This is a genomic window from Amycolatopsis sp. BJA-103 (assembly GCF_002849735.1).
Classification (GTDB): domain Bacteria; phylum Actinomycetota; class Actinomycetes; order Mycobacteriales; family Pseudonocardiaceae; genus Amycolatopsis.
Genome location: NZ_CP017780.1, coordinates 2,259,129 through 2,282,261 on the forward strand (window position 1 = coordinate 2,259,129; position 23,133 = coordinate 2,282,261).

Sequence of the window (23,133 nt, forward strand, 5' to 3'; positions counted from 1 at the left end):
ATGTCGAACGAGGACAAGCTCCGCGACTATCTGAAGCGGGTCACCACCGAACTGCACCAGACTCGCGAGCGCCTCCGCGAAGCCGAGGAGCGCAAGCAAGAACCTGTCGCGATCGTCGGCATGGCCTGCCGGTTCCCCGGCGGGGTCTCGTCCCCGGACCAGCTGTGGGAACTGCTCGAAGCGCGCACCGACGCGATCGGCCCGCTGCCTGCCGACCGGGGCTGGCCCGCCGACCTGCTCGACCCCGACCCGGACGCGCTCGGCAAGAGCATCTGCGCGGAAGGCGGCTTCCTTTACGGGGCAAGTGGTTTCGACGCGGAGTTCTTCGGCATCAGCCCTCGCGAGGCGCTCGCGATGGATCCGCAGCAGCGGGTGTATCTGGAGACATCGTGGGAGGCGTTGGAGGACGCCGGGATCGACCCGAACTCGTTGCGCGGCGGCGACACCGGGGTGTTCGCCGGGCTGTTCTACCACGACTACCTGATCTGGAACCAGGCGCGCGAGCAGTCCGAGGGCTACCTCGCCACCGGCAACATGGGCTCGATTGCCTCCGGCCGGATCTCCTACGCGCTGGGCTTGGAGGGTCCGGCGGTGACGGTGGATACCGCGTGTTCGTCGTCGCTGGTCGCGCTGCATTTGGCTGCGCAGTCGCTCAACGCGGGGGAGTGCTCGCTGGCGCTGGCCGGTGGCGTGACGGTGATGTCCACCCCGGCCACGTTCATCGACTTTTCGCGGCAGCGGGGCCTGTCGCCGGATGGTCGGTGCAAGTCCTATGGGGACGGTGCCGACGGTGTCGGTTGGGGCGAGGGTTCTGGGGTTTTGGTGCTGGAGCGGCTTTCGGATGCTCGGCGCAACGGGCATCGGGTGCTGGCGGTGGTGGCGGGTTCGGCGGTGAACCAGGACGGTGCGTCGAACGGGTTGACGGCGCCGAATGGTCCTTCGCAGCAGCGGGTGATCCGTGCGGCGTTGGCGCGCGCGGGGGTGGGGCCCGACGGCGTGGACGTCGTGGACGGGCACGGGACCGGGACCCGGCTGGGCGACCCGATCGAGGCGGAAGCCCTGCTGGCCACGTACGGGCAGGACCGGCCCGCGGACCGGCCGCTGCTGCTGGGGTCGGTGAAGTCGAACATCGGCCATGCGCAGGCGGCTGCCGGGGTGGCCGGGGTGATCAAGATGGTGTCGGCGATCCGTCGGGGCGTGGTGCCCGCGACGTTGCACGCCGAGGAGCCGTCCACCCGGGTGGAGTGGGATTCGGGCGCGGTGCGGTTGGCGACCGAGGCGGTGTCCTGGCCGGAGGTCGGTGACCGTCCTCGTCGGGCCGGGGTGTCGTCGTTCGGGTTCTCCGGGACGAACGCCCACGTCATCGTGGAGCAGGCTCCGGCGGTTCCGGAGGCTCCGGTTGAGACAGACGTGGTGTTGCCGGTGGTGCCGTGGGTGGTGTCGGCGCGTTCGGCGGAGGGTCTGGCTGCGCAGGCCGGGCGGTTGGTCGGGTTGGCTGATGAGCCGCTGGACGTGGGGTGGTCGTTGGCGGCCAAGGCGGCGTTGGAGCATCGTGCGGTCGTGTTGGGCGACCACGGCCAAGGGCTGGCGGCGTTGGCCGGGGGTCTTGAATCCGCGGGCGTGGTGTCGGGTGTGGTGGGGTCGCTCGGCAAGGTCGGTTACGTCTTCACTGGTCAGGGTGCGCAGCGCTTGAGTATGGGGTTGGGCCTGTACTCGGTGTTTCCGGTGTTCGCGGAAGTCTTTGACGCGGTGTGTGCCGGGTTGGAGAAGCATTTGGGCGGTTCGCCCGCGGCGGTGATCCGGGGCGAGTACGGCGACGTCAACGACACGGTGTGGGCGCAGTCGGGGTTGTTCGCGGTCGAGGTCGCCCTGTTCCGGCTGCTGGAGTCGTGGGGGATGCGGCCGAGCGTGGTCGCGGGCCATTCGATCGGCGAGCTGGCGGCTGCTCATGTTGCCGGAGTGTGGTCGCTGCCCGACGCGTGTGCGGTGGTCGCGGCTCGTGGTCGGTTGATGCAGGAGTTGCCGACCGGCGGGGCGATGGTGGCGGTGGAGGCGACTGCGGAGCAGGTGTCGGAGGTGATCGCGGGCCGTCCGGGCGTGGGGGTGGCTGCGGTGAACGGGCCGACGGCGGTGGTGATTTCCGGGGTGGAGGACGAGGTTCTGGCGGCTGCGGCGGAACTGGAGGGTTGCCGGACGAAGCGGTTGTCGGTGTCGCATGCGTTCCATTCACCGTTGATGGAGCCGATGCTGGCGCGGTTCGCCGAAGTCGTGGACCGGGTCGAGTGCCATCGTCCCACGATCCCGTTGGTGTCGGGGTTGACCGGGCGCGTGGTCGGCGACGAGGTGACCGACCCGGGCTACTGGGTACGGCATGTGCGCGAGGCGGTGTGCTTCTCGGACGTGGCGGGAACCCTGCGGGAACTGGGAGTCCGGACGTTTGTCGAGGTCGGCCCGGACGGGGTCTTGTCGGGGATGGGGCCGTTGAGCCGTCCCGACGAGGCGGACGAGGCGTGGATTCCTGTGGCGCGGCGCGGACGCGACGAGGTCCGTTCGCTGCTCACCGCGGTGTCCAAAGTGTACGTTCGCGGCCTGGACTTCGACTGGCACAACGTTTTCGACGGCACGGGTGCTCGCCGGGTCGAGCTGCCCACCTACGCTTTCCAGCACCGGCGGTACTGGCTGAACGCGGTCGCGAGCGGCCGTGCCGACGACTTCGGCCTGCGCAGCCCCGAACATCCGCTCCTGGGCGCTGTTGCGGAACTGCCCGCCACCGGCGGGGTCATGCTCACCGGTCGCCTCGCTCCGGGAACCCCGTCCTGGCTCGAGGACTCGACACTGGCAGGCCGGACGATCCTGCCCGCCGCGGCGCTGGCGGAACTGGCGATCCGCGCCGGGGACGAGGCCGGATGCGGTCAGCTCGAAGAACTTCTCGTCGAGACGCCGGTGGTGCTGCCGAGCCGGGACAGCGTGTCGATGCAGGTCACCGTCGGCGAAGCGGACGCCGACGAGCGGCGGCCGGTGGCGGTGCACACCCGGATCGGCGACGCCCCGTGGGTGCGGCACGCGTCCGGCACGCTCGCCCCTGGCGGCCACGACGCCGGGCTGGCCTCGTGGAGTTCGCAGTGGCCACCGGCCGGCGCGGAAACCATCGATGTCACTGCGCTGTACGAAGAATTGGCCGCCTCGGGAGCCAGCTACGGGCCCGCCGCGCGCTGCGTCCGCGCGGCGTGGCGGCGCGGCGACGAGGTCTTCGCGGACGTAGCCCTGCCCGAGGGCACCGACGTCGCCGGATACGGCGTCCACCCCGCGTTGCTCGACGCCGCCCTGCATCTGACCCAGCTGGCCGAGTCCACCGGCGGTGCGCCGTCGCTGCCCACGATGTGGAGCGGTGTGGAAGTGCACGCCTCCGGCGCGATCGCGACGCGGGTCCGCCTGGCCCCGGCCGCCGAGGGCGTCGAGGTGACCTTGGCCGACCCGGCCGGACAGCTCGTCGCCTCCGCGCAGTCGGTGGTGCTGACCCCGTTGACCGCCGCTTCGCTGGACCGCACCCACGACGGGCTGTTCCGGATCGAATGGGCGCCGGTCGAGCTGCCCGACGCGGCTCCCGTCCTTTCGTCGGCCGTCCTCGGCGGCGACGGCGGACTGGCCGTGCCGGGCGCCATGGGCTACGCGGACGTCGCGGGGCTGATCGCCGCGGTCGAGGCCGGGGCCGCGGTGCCCGAGGTGGTCGTCGTCTGCTGCCCTCGCGGCGAGGACCTGGCGGCAGGCATCGCCGGGCAGGCCCGCGAGGCCGTGCTGCACGTGCTGGACGTGGTACGCGATTGGCTCGCGGCGGACGCGATGGAGAGTTCGCAGCTGGTGGTGGTGACCGAACGAGCCGTGGCCGCGACGCCCGGCGTCGGTGTCCGTCTGGACGGGGCCGGGGTCGTCGGCCTGATTCGCGGCGCCGCGGGCGAACACCCGGAGCGGATCGCGCTGGCCGACGTGGACCGAGTCGACGGCACCGGCGCACTGGTGCTGGCCGCGACCGTGCTGCGCGAACCCGAATTTGCGATCCGCGGCGCGGAAGTGCTGGTGCCGCGCCTGCACCGGGCCGAAGCGGACGGCCTCGCCGTGCCCGCCGGACCGGACTGGCAGCTCGGCTTCACCGCGCCCTCGCTGGAAGACCTGGAACTGCGCGAGAAAGACCGCGTCCCGCTCGCGGACGGCGAGGTCCGGGTGGGCATCCGCGCCGCCGGGGTGAACGTCGAAGACGTGCGCACCGTGCTGGACGGCGGTTCCGGGCCCCTGGGCCGAGAAGGCGCCGGAGTGGTGCTGGAAACCGGCCCCGGCGTGACCCGGTTCGCCGTCGGGGACGCGGTCCTGGGCGTGTTCGACGGCGCGTTCGGCCCCACCGCGGTGACCGGTGCCCGGTTGCTGCTGCCGATCCCGGCGGGCTGGTCGCACCCGCAGGCGGCCGCCGCTCCGCTGGCGTTGCTCGCCGCGTGGCACGCGGTGGCCGACATCCGACCAGGACAGCGAGTGCTCATCCACGACGCCGCGTCGGCGGCCGGGCTGGCCGCGGTGCGGCTGGCGCGGCATCAGGGCGCGGACGTCGTCGCGGTCGCGGAAAGGTCCGCGTGGCGCGTGCTGTCCGAAGCGGGACTCGACGAGGAGCACCGCACCGAGAACGCCGCTTCGGCTCCCGGACGGGAAACCGTGCGTGTCGACCGACTCCCGACTCCCGAAGCGTTCGGCCCGCTGCTGGCGTCGCTGTCGACCCCGCTCGCCGACGGCGTGCTGCGCCCGCTGCCGGTGGAGTGCTGGGACATCCGACACGCGGCGGCGGCGTTCGCCCGGGTGAACCGCGGCGGGCCCGAGAAGATCGTGCTGACCGTGCCCGCGCCGTCCGGTCGGGCGGGGACCGTGCTGGTGACCGGGGCGTCCGGCGCGCTCGGCGGACTGGTCGCCCGGCACCTGGCGCGGCCGGGCGGGGCCAAGAACCTGCTGCTCGCCTCGCGGCGGGGCATGGGCGCGGCGGGCATGCCCGAACTGGCGGGCGAACTGGCCCGGTCCGGGGCGAGAGTGCGGGTGATCGCCTGCGACGTCGCCGACCGCGACCAGCTGGCCGAAGTGCTCGCCGGACTGCCCGAGACCGAGCCGCTGACCGGCGTGGTCCACGCCGCGGGCGTGCTCGACGACGGCGTCGTCGGCTCGCTCACCCCGGAGCAGATCCACCAGGTCATGCGCCCCAAGGCCGACGCCGCCTGGAACCTCCACGAGCTGACCAGGCATCTCGACCTCGACACCTTCACCCTGTTCTCCTCGGTGGCCGGGGTCTGGGGCAGTCCCGGACAGGCCAACTACGCGGCGGGCAACACCTTCCTCGACGCGCTCGCCGCGCACCGCCGCCAGCAAGGACTGCCCGCCGCCTCGCTGGCCTGGGGCCCCTGGGAGAACGGCATGGCCGGGGAACTCACCGAAGCCGGACGGCAGCGGATGACCCGCCACGGCCTGCGCCCGCTCGCCGTGGCCGACGGGCTCTCGCTGCTGGACGTCGCCACCGGGCGGACGGACCCACTGCTGGTCACCGCCCAACTGGACCTGGGCGCGCTGCGCCGCTCCGGCAGCCCGGTCCCCGCGCTGATGACCGGGCTGGTCCGGCCAGGACGGCGGACCGCCGGAGCCGCCGACCCCGGCCGGACCAGCGCACTGGCCAGGGAACTCGCCGCGCTGCCGCCCGAACAGCTCGAAGGCGCGATCCTGAACGCGGTGCTCGCGCAGGCGGCGCTGGTGCTCGGGAAATCCGGCCCGGAATCGGTCGAGGCGGCCCGGTACTTCCGCCAGCTCGGCTTCGATTCGCTGACCGCGCTGGAATTTCGCAATCGGCTCAGCGGCGCGCTCGGCCTCCGGCTGCCCGCCGCGGTGGTCTTCGACCATCCGACCCCGGTGGAGCTCGCCCGCTACCTGCATGGGCAGCTCGCCGACCGGGAAGCAGACCACCGTCCGGTGCTGGCCGAACTGGACCGGCTGCGGTCGCTGCTGGCCGGGATCGGCGCGCGGGGCGAGGGCAGGGCCCGCCTGGCGGACCGGCTGGAGCTGCTGGTGGAGGAATTCCGGGGCAGCGCACCGGATCCCGGGTCCGTCGACGATTCCGACGACGACATCACCGAGGCGACCGACGACGAGATCTTCGATCTCATCGACAAGGAACTGGGTATCTGACATGGACACGACGCGTGCCTGGCAGGGCGAAGAACTGGCTTGCGTGGCACCGGCTTCCGGCGAACCGGCCGCGGCCGCGCGGATCGAGTACCGGCTGTGCGCGGAGACGGTCCGGGCCGTCCGCGCACAGGCCGAATCCCTTGGCATCCCGGAGTTCGAGGTGCTGCTCGGCGCCTTCGCCGTGCTGCTCGAAACGCATGGCGCCGGACGGGACCTGTTCCTCGGGAACGTGCACCGGCGACTGCTCGTCGATCCACTGTGGACCGTTCGAGAACTTCTTGTCCAGCAGGGGGAAAATCCTGCGGATTCGTCCAGGCGCGCGCGGTACGCGTTCTCCCGGGACCTCGGCGCCGACGACGGCGTCGAACTCGAGATCGCTGTCGATGGCGACCTGGTTTCGGCCAGGTACCAGTCCGAACTCCTGCCCGAAGAGCAGGTCCGCCTGCTGCTGGCCCGGTACGAGACAGTGCTTTCCGCCGTGGCCGAGGACCCCGAGCGCCGCGTCGGCGACCTGCCGTGGTGGAGCGCGAAGGACCACGAAATCATCTCAGCGGCCAACGACACCGCGCGACCCGTCGAACCGGCCTCGGTGCTCGAGGCCGTCCACACCCGCGCCGTGCGCGCACCTGAGACCAGCGCCGTCGGTGAAGGGGATCGCTTCGTCGACTACGGCCAGCTGTGGCACGCGGCCGTCGCCCAATGCGCCGTGCTCCGGGAAGCCGGGATCGGCCCGGGGGACAGGGTGGCCATCTCGCTCCCGCGCGGCCCCGAACTCGTGACCGCGGTCCTCGGCACCTGGCTCGCCGGCGCGGCCTACGTGCCCCTGGACGCGGCACACCCCGAGGACCGAATCCGCTACCAGCTCGCCGACTCGGGCGCGAAAATCCTGATAGCGGCTGGAAACATGGGTCAGTTCGCCACCTCCGACCTCGCCGTGCTGTCCGCTTCCCCCGCCGAGGACGCGCTCCCGGCGGACCACAGCGCGCCTCCGTCACCGGATCCGGCCTCCTGCGCGTACCTGATCTACACCTCCGGCTCCACCGGACGTCCTAAAGGGACACTCATCACGCACGGCGCGCTGGCCAACGTCGCGAGCCACTTCGCCCGGCAACTGGACGCCGGCCCGGCGGACACGATGCTGTGGACGACCACCTTCGCCTTCGACATGTCCGGCGTGGAACTGTTCGTGTCCCTGGTCTCCGGATGCCGCCTCGCCGCCGCGCCGGACCCGGCCCGCAGCGACGGCCGGGTGCTGCGCGAACTGGTCGAACGGTACGACGCGCGGTTCGTGCAGGCCACCCCGACCACTTGGCGGCTGGTCCTCGACCGCATGGCGGATTGCTTGCGCGGCCGCAGCGTCATCACCGGCGGCGAACCGGTTCCGGTATCGCTGGCCCGTCGCCTGCTGACCGCCGGCTGCGTGCTGCACCACGCGTACGGCCCGACCGAAACCGCGATCTGGTCGACCTCCCGTGTCATCGCCGACGACCCCGGACCGCGGCTCGACGTCGGCGGCCCGATCGCCAACACCCAGGTGCACGTCGTGGACCGGCACGACCGGGAACTGCCGGTCGGCGTCCGCGGCGAACTGTGCATTTCGGGGGCCGGAGTGGCCATCGGCTACCACGACCGCCCAGAACTGAACGCGGCCCGCTTCGGCGTGCACCCGGTGCACGGCCGCTTCTACCGCACCGGAGACCTGGCAGGCTGGCGCGCCGACGGCACCCTGGACCTCTTCGGCCGCGGCGACCGCCAGGTCAAACTGCGCGGCAACCGGATCGAACTGGGCGAGATCGAAACGACCCTGCTGGCCCACCCCGAAGTCGCCGCCGCCGCTGTCCTGGTCGTCGGCGACCCGACAGCCGATGCCGTACTCGTCGGCTGCCTGGAGCCGTCCGGGAGTGGTGTCGACCTCGACAGCGTCCGAGAGCACCTGAGCGAACGCCTCCCCGCCTCGATGACCGTCGGAGAGCTTCTGGTCTTCGAATCGATCCCGATCAACGCCAATGGGAAGGTCGATTATCCGGCGCTGGACCGCTCGCTGGCGGAACGGCCTCGCACCGCCGGCCCGGCTTCGGCACCGGGGTCGGGTTCGGTACAGATCACCGACGGGTTGATCGAGGTCTGGCGCACTGTGCTGCGCCGTGACGACGTGGACGAGGACACTGACTTCTTCGCCCACGGCGGGAATTCGATGCTGGCGGCGGTGGCGATGCAGGAGCTGCACAAGGTGAGCGGTGTGTCGGTCGGTCTCACGGAGTTCTTCGAATGCCGCACTCCGCGAGCGCTCGCGGAGCGGGTTCCGGTCATCGGGACCGCACTGGGTCGGTGACCGCGGCCCGCACCGTCGACCGCCATCCCCGCCGATCCGATGACAGACAGCGAACAGCCCCCTCGGGAAACCCGAGGGGGCTGTTCGGCGATCGACGAGGGCGCTCGGCCGGAGTGTTACTACTTTTGCTTGCGGAACGCCGCGCGGACCTGGCTGTTGCGGGTCAGCACCGCGACCCCGATCAGCGGCAGCGCGCTGATGCCCTGCATGACGGCGTACCAGGCCGGGCAGATGCCCGGGATCAGGTCCACCGCGATGATCGCGATCGGCAGGATGACGGAGACGGTGGCGAGCCGGTCGTACGGACCCCCCGCGCCGTTGGCGGCCTTGTTGACCCAGCTCAGCATCAGCGGGGCGACCAGGAGCAGGATCGCGCCCCGCACCCACATGAACGTCGTGACCTCCTGGTGCATGAAGGCGACCACCACGCAGGTGGCGAGCACGATGGCGCTGACGATGCCGAAGAAGCCGACGCACTTCTTGATCGTGTCGAACGCCTGCTTGGTGCGGGGGTCGTTGAGCGCCGCGGTGTCGATCGTGAAGTTGGCCATGTCCGGTTCCTTAAGTCTGGTGGTGCGTTCGAGGTCTTGCGATGCATTCGAAGTTACTGACCGGCCGGGCTGTCCGGTATGGGTCTGGACGTCCGGCCGAGTAGGGACAGCCACACTTCGTTCCCCGGCGGCTCCGGCTCACCGGCGCGTACGCCGTCGAGCCCGGGAAGCCTTGCTGCAGAAGTGAATAGCAGCACCCGTCGGCCGATGTCAACGACGCGGCGGCCATCCGGTGGAAAAGCATTAATGCCCGGCCGGGACCGGCCGGCGAATGCGCTCGCCGACCCGGGAAAGGGCCGGTGAACGGCGGCTTAATTCCCCGGGGAGCCCGCGCGGCGGTCCGGCCGCTCGGCCCCGGTCCGGCCCCCGCCGGGTCCTGGACGGCCCTGGGAGCCGCTCGCGCCGGGCACGGAGTCGATCACGCTTCGATCAAGAAAAGGCCAGGTCATCGGCCAGATTGGGTCATCAGGGGAGTGAGCGGCGGGAGACGAAGCGGGGAAAAACTACCCCCGGCGCGCCCTGCCCTGTCAGTCGTTGACGGGCCTGCCGGACCGTTGATATGTTCAACTGGCAGTTGAACAGGGCTGGGACCTATCGACCACTCGATAATGGGGGACATTATCAAGCACGTTCAGTCATGAAGTAGCTGGACAAACAAGCTTTGCCGGAAAAAGCGACAAAGTTCCGATTTTCCGCGACGGTGCGGCAGACCGTCGGGGAGTTCGCGGACCCGCAATCATGAGTCGTCTGCGGGCACGGTCGAGCCGGGCGGTCTGGGGAAACACGATCCCGCCCGGGTGGGGCGTTCCCGTATGTCCTCTCCCGCTGGAAACACCGCCGCGGGGGAGGTTTGAGGAGTAAGTCGAATGTGGCGTGACCGAGCCTCTGCGATGAAGGACCCCTTCGCGGCACGGTTCTGGACCGGTCAGCGGGCGCCAAATCGTTCCGCAAGTGTCCACGGGGGCACGCTCTGACGGCTGAATGTCTGGTTGATGGCTGGATGTGTGGTTATGAGGGGGGTCGTGAGTGGTAAAGAGGGTTAGAACGCGCATTGCCACTCACGACCCCGCTTGCAAAGCGTTCAAATGGGCATCAATCAGACATTTGCTCGCTCGCAGGTGTCCTCTGTGGACTGTCGGGATGAGGCCGGCTCTTGTCGGACGACCAGATCCGCGACGCTGAAGGCTCGGCGCGACCCGCCCGCGAACACGACACGTTTGCCCTCCTCCTCAATAACCGCCGGGGAGCAGGCAGGCGAGAAAGAGGCGAGACGATCCGGAGCCGAGTGCGGCGCCGGGTCTCTCGGGATCGCGAGAACCGAGGCCGGACGGCCGCGGGGAATCCGGGCGATCGGCGCCCGTTCCCCCGGCGCGCCATGCCCTTTTCTCGCGCTCACACTCTCCACTCAGGACATTCAGCGACGCTGGCGAACCGACGAGGAAAGACAAGAGGCGGCTGGCCCGATGAAGCGAGATCCACCGGCGGGTCGTCGTGGTGCTCCGCGCCTCGGCGGCACGGACGGAGCAGCGCGTCGGTTTCGGTGTGGTGGAACAACTCCTGCTCGGCCTGCCGACCGGGAGATCAGCGCGAAACTGTTCATCACCGTCAGCACAGTTGAACAGCACCTCACCCGCATCTACCGGAAACTCCAGGTGCGCCGCAGGGTGGAGCTGTCAGGACGGCTCCGGATGGCCGATTGTGTCGGCGATGCAAGCTGATCCGGCCGCGACAGTGTGTAATATCCGCCCGGACATCGCGGGCGGGCCGGCGAACGCCCGAAATGTGACGGTATTGCCGGGAAGTGCGAATGTCCAGTTCGGCCGTGGGGTTCTGAGCCGGAGCGGGGGTTCGCCCAAGAATTCTGGGGTCGTTGATGAATGCATTACGCAGGTTTTTGCACGGCCGCGCCAAGCGGGTGGTGACGGTGGCCTGCGCCGCTGTGCTGCTGCCCGGCGCGGCCGCCTACGCGGTGACCGAAAGCGGATCTCCCGGTGGGCCGCGGTCCTCCTTCGGCCCGGAGCGCGCGCGGGCGCTGGTGGCGGAGATGACCCTGGACGAGAAGCTGTCGTTCGTCTCCGGGACGGCGGACCCGAATTCGGTCGGGGAGGCCGGGTTCATGCCCGGCGTGCCACGGCTGCAGATCCCGCCGCTGCGGATCACCGACGGGCCGGCGGGCGTCCGGATCGGCAAACCCGCCACCGCGCTGCCCGTTCCGGTGGCGCTGGCGTCCTCGTTCAACGACGGACTGGCCAAACAGTACGGTTCGGTGCTGGGCGCCGACGCCCGCGCGCTCGGCGCCGACGTGGTGCTCGGCCCGATGATGAACGCGATCCGGGTGCCGCTCGGCGGGCGCAATTTCGAGACCTTCAGCGAGGACCCACTGGTCACGTCGCACATCGCGGCGGCGGAGGTCTCCGGCATCCAGTCGCGCGGCGCGATGGCCTCGGTCAAGCACTTCGCGGGCAACAACCAGGAGCAGGACCGCTACAGCGTCGACGCCAGGATCGACGACCAGGCCCTGCACGAGATCGAGCTGAAACCGTTCAAGGCGGCCGTCGACGCGGGCGCGGCCTCGGTGCTGTGCTCCTACAACAAGGTCAACGGCGAACAGGCCTGCGGGAGTTCGTCGCTGCTGACCGACATCCTGCGCCAGCAGCTGGGCTTCCAGGGTTGGGTGATGTCGGACTGGTACGCCACGCAGTCCACCGATTCCCTCGTCAAGGGACTCGACCAGGAGATGCCGGACAGCAAGTTCCTCGGCGGGGCGCTGAAGTCGGCGCTGGACAGCGGCACGATCCCGATGTCCGCTTTGGACACCGCGGTGACCCGGATCGTGACCCAGATGGGCCGCTTCGGGCTGCTCGACTCCCCGCCGCCGGCGCGGCCGGCCCAGGACCCGGCCGCCGGGGCGAAGGTGGCTCGGCAGGTCGCCGAACAGGGCGCGGTGCTGCTGCGCAACGAGGGCGGCACGCTGCCGCTTTCCGGTGCGGCGGGCCAGAACCTGGCGTTGATCGGCCCCACCGCGAAGGTGCCGAAGGTCGGTGGCAAGGGCAGCTCGCTGGTGACCCCGGCGCACGCGTCGTCCCCGCTGGACACGATCACGGCACGGGCGGGCAAGGGCGCGCAGGTGTCCTACTCGCAAGGCATCAGCGAGGACTACGCGGCTCTTCCCGCCGCCCAGGTCTCGCCCCGGTTCCCCGCGGCCGCCGACGGCGCGATCACCGTGGCGCCGAAACAGGTGCACCAGGGGACCTTGGACGTGCCCGAGACCGGCGACTACCGGTTCACCGCCGACGTGACCGGTCCCGGCGTCGCGCTGCTGACCGTCAACGGGCGGGCGAAGGCGTTCATCCCCGGCACTCCGGCGACGCTGCGGGTGCACCTGGAGGCGGGCAAGGTCCCGGTCACGCTGGGGCAGCTGGACGGTTTCGCCAACGGCGACATCACCACCAAGCTGAAGTGGCTCACGCCGACCCAGGCCCACCAGAAGTTCGGCGAAGCCGTCGCCGCGGCGAAGAAGGCCAAGACCGCCGTCGTGTTCGCCTACGACGACGAGAGCGAGGGCATCGACCGCGAGTCGCTGTCGCTGCCCGATTACCAGGGCGAGCTGATCTCCGCGGTCGCCGACGCCAACCCGAACACCGTGGTGGTGCTGAACACCGGTTCGTCGGTCGCGATGCCGTGGCTCGGCAAGACCAAGGCAGTGCTGGACATGTGGTACCCCGGCGAGCAAGGCGCCGAGGCGACCACGCGGCTGCTGTACGGCGATGTCGCGCCCAGCGGCCGGCTGACCCAGACCTTCCCGATGTCGGTAGACCAGACTCCGGTCGGCGGCAAGCCAGAGGCGTACCCGGGCAAGGACGGCACGGTGCAGTACTCCGAGGGCATCCAGGCCGGCTACCGGTGGTACGACAAGAACGGCGTGCGGCCGCTGTTCCCGTTCGGCTACGGGCTGACCTACACCAAGTTCGGCTACCAGGACCTGTCGGCGGCCTGGCGCAACGGCGGGCTCGACGTCGAATTCACCTTGTGCAACACGGGTTCGGTGGCGGGGGAGGAAGTGCCGCAGGTGTATCTGGGCGCCAGCCCGGAGGTCAAGGCGCCGCAGGCGACCAAGGCGCTGGCGGGATATCAGCGGGTCAAGCTGGCCGCGGGGGCGTCTACCCGGGTGAAGATGCATATCGACGGGGCCGAGCTGACCTACTGGGACACGTCGACGAAGAGCTGGCGGGTCGGGACGGGGGACCGGAGCGTTCTGGTGGGTCCGTCGGCCGCGGTGACGCCGTTGAGTCATTCGGTGCGGATCAGGTGACTGGAGGGGCCGGGTGAGCGGGAGTTCCCGTTCACCCGGCCCTGGTTCCGGTTCCGCCGTCGGGAAACCCCTACGCAGACCGCAGCGTAGAACTGGCGACCCGGGAGATCTCCTCGTTCACCGCCGCACCGTGTACGTTCAGGAAGAAGTGCCCGCCGGGGAAAGTCTTCATCTCGAAGTGCCCGGAAGTGTGCTCGCCCCAAGCCCGCACGTCCTCCACCGGGGCCTTCGGGTCCGCGGTTCCGCTCATCGCGTGGATCGGGCAGGGCAGCGGCTCTCCCGGCTCGTAGCGGTAGGTCTCGGCCGCCTTGAAGTCGTTGCGGATCGAGGGCAGCGACATGCGGAGGATCTCCTCGTTGCCCGAGACCGGGTCCTCGTCGCCGGACAGCTCGCGCACGATCTCGATCAGCCGGTCGTCGCTGCTGAGGTAGTTCTCCTCAGGGAAGTGCCGGGACGGGGCCCGCCGCCCGGTGACGACCAGCGCCAGCGGGGGACGGCCCTGTCCGGTGAGCACCCTGGCCACCTCGAAGGCCACCGTGGCGCCGAGGCTGTGTCCGAAAAGGACGACCGGTTTGTCCAGCCAGGGCAAGAGATTCTCCACGCACGCCGACACCAGGCCGGGCACGTTGTCGATGCCCGGCTCGGCACGCCGGTCCTGGCGGCCGGGGTACTGTACGGCCAGCACGTCCAGCTTCGGCGCGAGCGTCCGGGCGACCGGGAAGAAGTAGCTGGCCGAACCCCCGGCGTGCGGAAAACAGACGAGCCGGGTCGCCGCGTCTTCGGCGGGCTGGAACCGGCGGATCCACGGTTCTGTATCACTGATGCTTTTGGGCACGCGAAATCCGTCCTTCACAGGTCACAGCAAGCGGCCGTAGTCATCCCCCACTGTCCTCGAACCCGGCCCGTGTGGACACCCCTACTGTCCACACCGAACCCCAGAACCGGGGTTCAGGCGCGGACGGGCAGTTCGGTGAGACCGCGGATGAGCAGGCTGGACTGCCAGTTCAGCGAGCCGGGCTCGACGGCGAGGGCGAGCGTGGGCAGCCGGTCGGCGAGCACCCGGAAGGCGATCTCGCCCTCCATCCGGGCCAGCGCGGCACCGAGGCAGTAGTGGATGCCGTGCCCGAACGCGAGGCTCTTCCCCCGCGGGCGCTGCAGATCGATCTCGTCGGGCCGCTCGAACACCTCGGGGTCCCGGTTCGCCGACCCGATCGCCAGCAGCACGGTCGAGCCGGGCAGGACGGTGGTCGCGCCGATGGTCACCGGCTCGGTCGCGAACCGCACGGTCGCGGTGTTCACCGGACTGTCGATGCGCAGGAACTCTTCGACCGCGCCGGTCAGCAGCGCGGGTTCCCGCCGCAGCCGATCCCACTGGGCGCGGTCCTTCAGCAGGGCGAGCACACCGTTGCCGATCAGGTTCATCGTCGTCTCGTGCCCGGCCACGAGCAGCAGCGAGGCCATCCCGGTCGCTTCGGAGTCCGACAGCCGGTCGCCGTGCTCGTCCGCCGCGACGATCGCGGAGAGGATGTCTTCGCCGGGGCGTTCCCGTTTCTCCGCTACCAGCACGGAAAGGTACTCCGTCATCTCCGCCGACGCGGTCACGAACTCCGCGGGCGAAGCGGGCGACAGCACCGCGTGCGACCACTTCCGGAAGGCGGTCCGGCGGTCTTCCGGCACGCCGAGGATCTCGCAGATCACCTTCATCGGCAGCGGGAACGCGAGCGCGTCGATGAGGTCGACCGACCGTTCGCCGTCGGCGAGGCGCTTGGCCAGCGCGTCGACCAGTTCCTCTGCCAGCTCTTGGATCCGCGGGCGCAGCCCGGCGACGGCGCGGGTGGTGAACGCCTTGGTGACCAGCTTCCGCAGCCGGGTGTGCTTGGGCGGATCCGAGTTGAGCATGTGGTCGTGCGCGTCGAAGTCGTCAAGGGTCACCGCCGCGACCCCGGCCCCCGCCGCGCGCAGATCGTCCAGCGCGGCCGTGATGTCCTTGGACAGCCGCCGGTCGGCGAGCCCGGCGCGCACGTCCTCGTACCGGGTGACCAGCCAGGCGGGCGGCCCGCCGGGCACCTGCACCTTGGTGACCGGACGCTGCGTGCGCAGCAGCGCGTACAGCGCATACGGGTCCTCCGCGAAGCGCGGGGTGAGCAGGACGGCGTCGCCGTCGGTGTCGAATTGCGCGTTCATCTCAGTCCGCCTCGCGGGTAAGCGTAATTTTCGCGCCATTCGGCGTGCGCTCGGGCTTTGCCGGAGCGTATCGCTTCGTGATCACCGGACAACCCCCTATGTCCGTTGCCCTGCCCCGTATCCGGTGCGGCCGGACGCGCGCCGACCGCCCCTGGACTCGGCGAAAACGACACCCCTGAATGCGTGAGCGCCCTCGGCGGCGCACGAGGGCGGAACGGGCAGTGCGGGGCGGAAGTCGTTTCCCCGCACTGCCGCTCGGCTTTCTCACTCGGCGATCTTGGTGCGTCCCGTCCAGTGGTAGACCGCGACGCGGGCCTCGTCGACCTGCTCGAACTCCCCGCGGTGCGAGAAGTGCTCGTATCCGCCGTCGACGCAGATCTTGACGTTCTCAGTGAGGTCGTCCACGTAGTGCCCATCGCCCAACGGGCTGAGCCGGGACGGGGAACCGACGAGGTTGATTCTGATTCGTGCCATGGTCATTCTCCCATTCGCTCGACAATCGTCAGTACAAGTCGTCACAGGGTCCGGGCGGCGGTGGCTCCGGTCGGCGTCAGCACGTCGACGATCGTCCGGACGACTTTCGGGGCCTGCGCGGCGAGATAGAAATGCCCACCGGGATAGGTGGTCAGCGTGCAGGACGCGGTGGTGTGGTCGCGCCAGTTCTCGGCCTCTTCGACGGTCACCTTGGGGTCGTCCTCGCCGAGCAGGACGTGGATCGGGATCTCCAGTACCGTCCCGGGCGGGCAGCGGTAGGTTTCGGCGGCCCGGTAGTCGGCGCGCAGCACGGGAAGGACCATCCGCAGCAAGTCGTCGTCGCCGAAGACCTGCGCGTTGGTGCCGCCGAGGGATTTGACCGCTTCGAGGAACCGGTTGTCGTCCGGTTCCTGGTGCACCCGCTCGTCCCGCGCCCGCGACGGCGCGACGCGGCCGGAGGCGAACAGCGCCCGCAATTCGGTGGCTCCGTTGGCTTCCAGTCGTCGGGCGACCTCGAAACCGAGAGTGGCTCCCATGCTGTGGCCGAACAGCACCGTCGGCCGGTCCAGCCAGGGCCGCAAGGCCTCGGCCGCCTCGTCGGCCAGTTCCGTGATGCTCTCCAGGCACCGTTCCGACCGCCGGTCCTGGCGTCCCGGATACTGGACCGCCAGCACGTCGGCTGCCGAGGACAACGCCTTCGCCATCGGGAAGAAATAGCTCGCGGACCCGCCCGCGTGCGGAAAGCAGACGACCCGGAACGGCGCCCCGTCCCAGGGGTGGTACCGCCGGATCCACCGGCTGCTGTCTTGTCCGCTGTCTTGTCCGGACACGGGCATCCCTTTCGTTGTCCGCGCTCTCGGCGAATGCGAGAAACCGCAGGTTCGAGGGTGCCGGAGGATCCGCGACGGCATCAACCCCTAAGAAGTCCGTGCCGCCCCCAGCGGATCCGGCGGAAAAGCCCGCGCTTGTTCCACCCCATTGACGGCTCCGTTCACCGAACGCGGCCGGCCGGTGAACGGAGGAGGAACGCGGGCGCGCGCGGACGGGCAATTCCAGCCGGGGCGAGTGAAATGCGCGACGGAACGGCGTACGGTCCCATTGTCTGGGATGTCGGAATTCGGGCAAGTCACCGGCGGTGTGCGGCGGTCGCGACGGCGCACTCGCCGACGCGGCGGGGATTGCGAGCGCAGTGGGTGCTCGCTAAGATCAGCGATGACAGGAATAAACGTACAGGGACCCGACATTGTCGCTTATGTCCGAATACGGGTGCTTGCTGCAATAGTTTCCGGATAGGTGAAGAAAAGACGGGCACGCATCTCTAGGGGGAATCGTGAGGGCAGGCCGGACGGATCCTTCGCCGGCGCGGGACCGGCAGTGGCCGGACGCTCGGCCGGTAGCTGCGGCGATGGCCCGGGCACCGGGAGCGAGCGGCGGCCGCCGTGCGGTGGCCGGTCGGGTCGCGGGGTCGGTTTTCAGGGTCTGACCTCATGGTTTGCCAGTTGTGACGTCTTTGGTCGGGTCGGGGTTCGGCGGGAGCGAGGAGTTGGCCCCTCGGGACCGCGCGTCGGCAGACAGGGCCGTCCTCGGGCGGGGCGGCCTGGCAAGACGGTGAAAAAAGTGCGGAACGAACTGGGGTGGGCAACGGTGCGCCCGGGAGCGGCGCGGCTTCTCGGGAGCGAGGCGAGTCGCCTGGGGTGATATCGGCGGTTCTGCGGCGCGCTCGCGTGCTGCCCGGCGTTCCGCTGTCGAATGCTTGGGGGCAGAACGACAGTGTTGATCGAGCGCGGAAAAGAAATGAAGTTCCTGGAGGAGCTGTTCTCCGAAACGGATTCCGGGAACGGGAGAATAGCTCTGGTCAATGGCGCAGTTGCCAGTGGGAAGACCGAACTGCTCCGTACGTTCGCCGAACAACGGGCGAGTGAGGGCGCGGTCGTGCTGACGATGACGGGAGACCGTGACCGGGAGACCCGCGCGTACGGCAGCCTGCAGCGGTTCGTTCGGGATCTGCCGGTGCCGCGGGCGAAAACCCTCGAGCTGACGCGGTTGATCGCGCGGTCCTCGAACGGTGTTCCGCCTTCTTCGTTCGACGTCGCGAACATCATGCTCGAACTGACGTTGGAACTGGCGGAGAGAACGCCCCTGCTGATCACCGTCGACGACGCGCAGCACGTGGACGCGTCGTCGATGGACTGCCTGCTCCGCCTCGCCGAGCGCACGCGCTCGGCCCGGATCATGCTGCTGCTGGCGGAGTTGGCGCACGGTCGGTCGGCGCACCCGTCCTACCGCATCGAACTGGTCCGCCAGTTGCACTTCCGGCGGCTGGGCCTCGCGCCGCTCTCGGCGGCGGGGGTAACGAAGCTACTGGCCCGGCATCTCGATCCAGACGCAGTGGAGCGGCTGGCCGCGGGGTGCTACAAGATCACACGCGGAAACCCTCTTCTGGTGCGTGCGCTGATCGAAGACCAGCTCGACTGGCCGGAACCCGGCCAGGACGCGCGCCCGGTGGTCGGCGACGCGTTCCGGCACGCGGTGCTGACGTGCTTGCGGCGCAGCGGATCCGACGTCCTGGCGCTCGCCCGCGTGGTGTCAGTGCTCGGCCCGGACAGCACGGTGGAACGGCTCGGCGGGCTCGTGCACCGCAGGCCCGCGGACGTCGCGCGCGCGTTGCGGGCCTTGCGCACTGTCGGTTTTCTGAACGGCAACGATTTCCGCGACCGGTCCTTCCGCGAGGCTGTGATCGACTGCATGGAGCCAGAGGACCTGGCGAAGCTGCACGTGACGGCGGCGCGGGCGCTGCACGCGGACAAGGCGGGCGCGTGCCGGGTCGCCCACCATCTCCTCGAGGCGGGCGGCGAACCGGACGTGTGGGCGGTGGAGCAGCTGCACAGCGCGGCCAAGGAAGCGCTGCGCGCGGACGACGCCGGTCGGGCCGCCGAATACCTGGAGCACGCGCTGACCGGGCAGCCGGACGGACCGCACGCCGCCGCTCTGCGCGTCCTGCTGCTCCGCGCCGAGCTGCGCGGCGGTTCCGTCGCCGACCGGCACCTGACCCGCCTGTGCGAGCACGAGCGCGCCGGCGACCTCGAGCCGGAACAGAAAGTCTTCCTGGTGCAGCGCCTGCTGTGGGCGGGCCGACAGCCGGACGCTGAGCCCGTCCTCGACCGGCTCGGCCGCGAGTACGCCCGCCGCCGGTCGCTGAACAGCACGGTGGCCGACGTCGGCCATTGGCTGCGGCACGCGCATCCCGCGCTGGCGCCGCGCTGGGCGGAAGCGACCGGCGCGGCGGCTCGCGAGGACGCGGAGCCGGCGCGGTGGGCGGCGTCCGCGTCGGAAGCTCTGATCACGGTGCTGGGCGGCACGGACGAGCACGGCGCGGTCTCGACGGCGGAAAGCCTCCTCGAGGCGACGCCGCTCGACGACCTGACGGTCGGCGCGATGTCGTCGGCGTTGCACACGCTGATCTACGCCGACCGCCTGGAGAACGCGACGAACTGGTGCGACGCGCTGCTCGAAGAGGCGAAGGCCAGAGGAGTGGCGTGGTGGCAGGCGGTGTTTTCGGCCTGCCGCGCGGACATCGCGCTGCGGTACGGGGAATTGTCGAAGGCGTCCGGCTACGCGCGCGACGCGATCGAGGCCGTCGGAGCCGAACGGTGGGGCGTCGCGATCGGGATGCCGTTGGCGGTGCTGATCCGCGTCGCCACGGTGATCGGCGACCACGAGGCGGTCCGCGAACACCTGCGGCAGCCGGTGCCGGAGGAGATGTACCGCTCCGGCTACTGCCTGCCGTACCTGCGGGCCCGCGGCCGGTACTGCCTGGCGACCGGCCGCGTCGAGGCCGCGCTCGCCGATTTCGAGCGGTGCCGGGAGCTGATGACGGCGTGGGGGTTCGAAGCGCCCACGCTCGCGCCGTGGCGGACCGACAGCGCGAAGGCGCACCTGCGGCTCGGCGACGCCGACCGGGCACGGGAACTGGCGAACCGGCAGCTGGCGCATCCCCGGTTCCGTACGCCGCGGGTGCGCGGCGCCGCGCTGCGGATGCTCGCGGCGACCGAGGACGTGAACTCGCGGCTGGCCATGCTGAAGGAAACCGTCGAGGTCCTGAACGCCAGCGGTGATCGGCTGGAGCTGGCGCAGGCGCTGTTCGACCTGAGCCGGACGCACCAGGCGATGAAGCAGTTCGCCAAGGCGCGGATGGTGCTGCTGCGCGCGCGGCGGCTGGGCCAGGCGTGCCGGCTGGAGATGACGCCGCCGCGGGGGAGCGAGGAGCCCAGGCCGGAGTCGGGTGCCGAATGGACAGCGCCGGCCCAAGCGGCCGCGGCGGCTCCGGCGGCTGATGCCTCCGATTCCTCCGGTGTCGCGGCCGCGGCTGAGCAGAACGACCAGATCCTGCGGAATCTGACGTCGTCGGAGTACCGGGTGGCGACGCTGGCTTCGTTCGGGTACACCAACCAGGAGATTTCGACAAAGCTGCACGTCACGCCGAGCACGGTGGAGCAACATCTGACCAGAGTGTTCCGGAAGCTGAAGGTGAGCAAGCGGACGGACTTGCCGGTGGACCTCCAACTGGAGGCGGCACAGGCCGGCGGGATGCGGACGGCGGGGAAGTCGAGGGTGTCCGGGCGGGGGCCGCAGTCGGACACGCCCTGAACGGACCGTCGAGTAGACATCGGGTCGATGGCCACTCTGGCACCGCTTCGTCGGCGAGTTCGAATTGGACTACGCCACGCTGTTCATCGAGGACGACGCGGTGGACCGCGGCCTCGTCCCGTCGGACGAGGCCGCTGCACGGCATGGAGCGGTTCCCGGTCCAGTCCTGGCCCGCGACGTCGGCTCAAGCGGAAACTTCGTTCCGCAACGATTCCGGAGCACGCGAAAAGAATGACACGCCAGGACCCCGGAACCCGTCAGCCCGCTGAACGGCCCGCCGGTCGAGCCGCGCTCCGGATACGCATTCGAAAAGGCAGGATTCGCGCCCGATCAGCCCGCCCCGGCGGCGGGAAAGCCCCCAATGCCACATAGCTTAAGTTGATCTTGGGCAGATCTTGATCATCACTGGTGATGATTGTCGCAGGTCACGTGCTTGGTTGCCCTGACTGATGGGAGCCGACCAGCACGCGGCGTCCGCTGTGGACACTTGCCCGCTGGCCGGATGTCCGAGTTGCGACTGAATGGGCAATTCCGTCAAGGGGTCGTGAGTGGTGATTCGTGTTCTATTGAGGGGAAAGTCAAAAGTGGCGCGTTCGGGCGGGATGGGCGTTCGCGTGTGATCGGGCGGCGATCACGTGTGATTGGCGCCCGATCTCGCGTGAACGGGCGGCGATCATGGAGTTCTGCGTCTGATCACGCGAGATCCGTCTCCAAGCACGCGAGTCACGCCCTCGCTCACCTCGGGTTCAGCCACAACGACACCGTTGCCCCACCCCTCGAGAAACCGAAATGCCAATCACGACCAAAGAGGCCACCGATTCCGCCACCGTGTGGATTGGATCGCACTAGCCCTTCCGAGGCGTCGCGAAAGCCAGGCGGATTCATGTGGTGGTCGCAACGTGCTCTGTTAGGACAGTAGCGTGGTGAGTTTCTCGAGTGGGGTGTGCCAGTCGAGTGTTTTGCGGGGGCGGCTGTTGAGTCGTGCGGCGACCGCGGCGAGGTCTTCGGCGGTGTGCTGGTGCAGGTTGGTCCCTTTGGGGAAGTACTGGCGGAGCAGGCCGTTGGTGTTCTCGTTCGATCCGCGTTGCCATGGGGAATGCGGGTCACAGAAGTAGATGGCCATGTCGGTGGCGAGGGTGATGTCGGCGTGTCGGGCCATCTCGTTGCCCCGGTCCCAGGTCAGTGACCGCCGTAACTGATGCGGGAGAGTCTGGATCGCTTCGATCATCGCGTCCCGGACCTGGATCGCGTCGTGGCCGTTGGGCAGGTGCAGCAGCACGACGAACCGGGTGGAGCGCTCCACGAAGGTGCCGATCGCGGACTTGTTGCCGGCACCGGTGATCAGGTCGCCTTCCCAATGACCCGGGACTGCCCGGTCCTCGGCTTCGGCCGGCCGTTCGCTGATCTCCACGAGGTCAGGGATCCGTGATCGTCGTGCCTGCGCCTGCTTGCGCGGTCGGCGCAACGCCCGCCCGGTCCGCAAACACGCGGTGAGCTCGCGGCGCAGCGCTCCCCGGCTCTGCACATACAAGGACTGGTAAATCGTCTCGTGTGACACTCGCATCTCCGGCCGGTCAGGAAACTCCATCGCAAGCCTGGCTGTGATCTGCCCTGGAGACCACTCCTGCAGCAATCGCGCCTGCACATGATCCCGCAACTCGCGATTACCGGCCTCGGCCAGCTTCGCAGTCTTCGGCCGCCGGGCCCGATCGCGCGCCGCTGACTCCGCCCGATGCGCTCGATACCCACCCCGGCCGCCATTGTTCGTCACCTCCCGGCTGATCGTCGACGGCGCCCGGGCCAACTGCCGAGCGATCTCCCGATAAGAGAGATCCCCGGACAGACCACGAGAGATCTCCTCCCGCTCAGCCATACTCAGATAGCGCTCGCCCAACGAGCCAGGTGCGTTCCCGATCACCCCGCCAGCCTGCGCGAACCACCGTCGCCCGGTCTCGTGCGACACATCCACCAAACGGGCGGCAGGCTTGGGCAGATACCCCGCCCGCACCGCACCCCAAAAACGCACCCGCACCGAACGCGGCAACACGAACCCGCCAGCCACCACAAACTCCCAGCTCACGAAGGATGTTGCAACGACCGCATGAATCCGCCCCACTTTCGGGACATCAGACGTCCCGAAAGTGGCTTTCGAAATACCCCTCAATAGAACGCTCTTTGTCACTCGCGACCATCTCGTACGACTGCGCAAAGCACCCAAATAAGGCACCTTGATCCCGGCTGGTGTCCGTCTGTAGACGGTCGCGCCCCGGGGTCGGTGCTGTCGACTTATCCAGTTTGATCGATCAGAGCGACAGTCATCGAAGGGCGCATTCCAGGATCAACTTAACCTACGTGGCATTGGGAAAACCCCGGCATAAATACCGCCCCCAAGACGAACCGTCCCGTAGTTCCCCTGGTCGGCATCCCGA

At 69.5% G+C, this 23,133-nt stretch carries 11 protein-coding genes; 5 read left to right on the forward strand and 6 right to left on the reverse strand.

Features of this window, described 5'->3' with window-relative positions; translation table 11 throughout:
- Both BKN51_RS09495 and BKN51_RS09500 read left to right on the forward strand, forming a co-directional pair.
- Window positions 1-6,204: a type I polyketide synthase gene (locus BKN51_RS09495; protein ID WP_101607293.1), complete on the forward strand. Its 6,204-nt coding sequence runs from the start codon at window positions 1-3 to the stop codon at window positions 6,202-6,204.
- Window position 6,205: 1 nt separating this feature from the next.
- Window positions 6,206-8,536: a non-ribosomal peptide synthetase gene (locus BKN51_RS09500; RefSeq protein ID WP_101607294.1), complete on the forward strand. Its 2,331-nt coding sequence runs from the start codon at window positions 6,206-6,208 to the stop codon at window positions 8,534-8,536.
- A gap of 119 nt (window positions 8,537-8,655) precedes the next feature.
- Here the strand turns inward: BKN51_RS09500 and BKN51_RS09505 are convergent, their stop codons facing one another.
- Window positions 8,656-9,087, reverse strand: a complete 432-nt coding sequence (locus tag BKN51_RS09505; protein WP_101607295.1) for a hypothetical protein — start codon at window positions 9,085-9,087, stop codon at window positions 8,656-8,658.
- 1,463 nt (window positions 9,088-10,550) lie between these two features.
- On the opposite strand from BKN51_RS09505, the gene BKN51_RS43965 reads away from it, so the two are divergent.
- Together BKN51_RS43965 and BKN51_RS09515 are read left to right on the forward strand one after the other, a co-directional pair.
- Window positions 10,551-10,805, forward strand: a complete 255-nt coding sequence (locus tag BKN51_RS43965; protein ID WP_199193134.1) for a helix-turn-helix domain-containing protein — start codon at window positions 10,551-10,553, stop codon at window positions 10,803-10,805.
- A gap of 206 nt (window positions 10,806-11,011) precedes the next feature.
- Window positions 11,012-13,399, forward strand: a complete 2,388-nt coding sequence (locus tag BKN51_RS09515; RefSeq protein ID WP_233224290.1) for a beta-glucosidase family protein — start codon at window positions 11,012-11,014, stop codon at window positions 13,397-13,399.
- A 70-nt stretch (window positions 13,400-13,469) separates the two neighbouring features.
- Here BKN51_RS09515 and BKN51_RS09520 read toward each other — a convergent pair whose 3' ends face one another.
- From BKN51_RS09520 to BKN51_RS09535, 4 genes are all read right to left on the reverse strand, one after another.
- The gene (locus BKN51_RS09520; RefSeq protein WP_101613139.1) at window positions 13,470-14,234 is read right to left on the reverse strand and encodes a thioesterase II family protein; all 765 of its coding nucleotides are present in this window, start codon (window positions 14,232-14,234) and stop codon (window positions 13,470-13,472) included.
- 113 nt (window positions 14,235-14,347) lie between these two features.
- Complete coding sequence (locus BKN51_RS09525; RefSeq protein WP_101607298.1) at window positions 14,348-15,583, reverse strand: cytochrome P450 family protein; 1,236 nt, start codon at window positions 15,581-15,583, stop codon at window positions 14,348-14,350.
- A gap of 264 nt (window positions 15,584-15,847) precedes the next feature.
- Window positions 15,848-16,057: a DUF5988 family protein gene (locus BKN51_RS09530; protein WP_101607299.1), complete on the reverse strand. Its 210-nt coding sequence runs from the start codon at window positions 16,055-16,057 to the stop codon at window positions 15,848-15,850.
- 41 nt (window positions 16,058-16,098) lie between these two features.
- Window positions 16,099-16,887, reverse strand: coding sequence for a thioesterase II family protein (locus tag BKN51_RS09535; RefSeq protein WP_233224289.1), 789 nt, complete (start codon window positions 16,885-16,887; stop codon window positions 16,099-16,101).
- Between the two features lie 919 nt (window positions 16,888-17,806).
- Between BKN51_RS09535 and BKN51_RS09540 the strand changes: the two genes are divergently transcribed.
- The gene (locus BKN51_RS09540) at window positions 17,807-20,704 is read left to right on the forward strand and encodes a helix-turn-helix transcriptional regulator (RefSeq protein ID WP_101607301.1); all 2,898 of its coding nucleotides are present in this window, start codon (window positions 17,807-17,809) and stop codon (window positions 20,702-20,704) included.
- A 907-nt stretch (window positions 20,705-21,611) separates the two neighbouring features.
- Here BKN51_RS09540 and BKN51_RS09545 read toward each other — a convergent pair.
- Window positions 21,612-22,769 (reverse strand): IS30 family transposase, encoded by a 1,158-nt coding sequence (locus BKN51_RS09545; RefSeq protein WP_442857699.1) that lies wholly within the window; start codon window positions 22,767-22,769, stop codon window positions 21,612-21,614.
- Between the last annotated feature and the right edge of the window lie 364 nt (window positions 22,770-23,133).

Bases quoted from the DNA above. Each gene is read 5' to 3' on its own strand.
- BKN51_RS09505 (WP_101607295.1), bottom strand. From the start codon at position 9,087: ATGGCCAACTTCACGATCGACACCGCGGCGCTCAACGACCCCCGCACC.
- BKN51_RS43965 (WP_199193134.1), top strand. From the start codon at position 10,551: ATGAAGCGAGATCCACCGGCGGGTCGTCGTGGTGCTCCGCGCCTCGGC.
- BKN51_RS09530 (WP_101607299.1), bottom strand. From the start codon at position 16,057: ATGGCACGAATCAGAATCAACCTCGTCGGTTCCCCGTCCCGGCTCAGC.
- BKN51_RS09495 (WP_101607293.1), top strand. From the start codon at position 1: ATGTCGAACGAGGACAAGCTCCGCGACTATCTGAAGCGGGTCACCACC.
- BKN51_RS09500 (WP_101607294.1), top strand. From the start codon at position 6,206: ATGGACACGACGCGTGCCTGGCAGGGCGAAGAACTGGCTTGCGTGGCA.
- BKN51_RS09525 (WP_101607298.1), bottom strand. From the start codon at position 15,583: ATGAACGCGCAATTCGACACCGACGGCGACGCCGTCCTGCTCACCCCG.
- BKN51_RS09540 (WP_101607301.1), top strand. From the start codon at position 17,807: ATGCTTGGGGGCAGAACGACAGTGTTGATCGAGCGCGGAAAAGAAATG.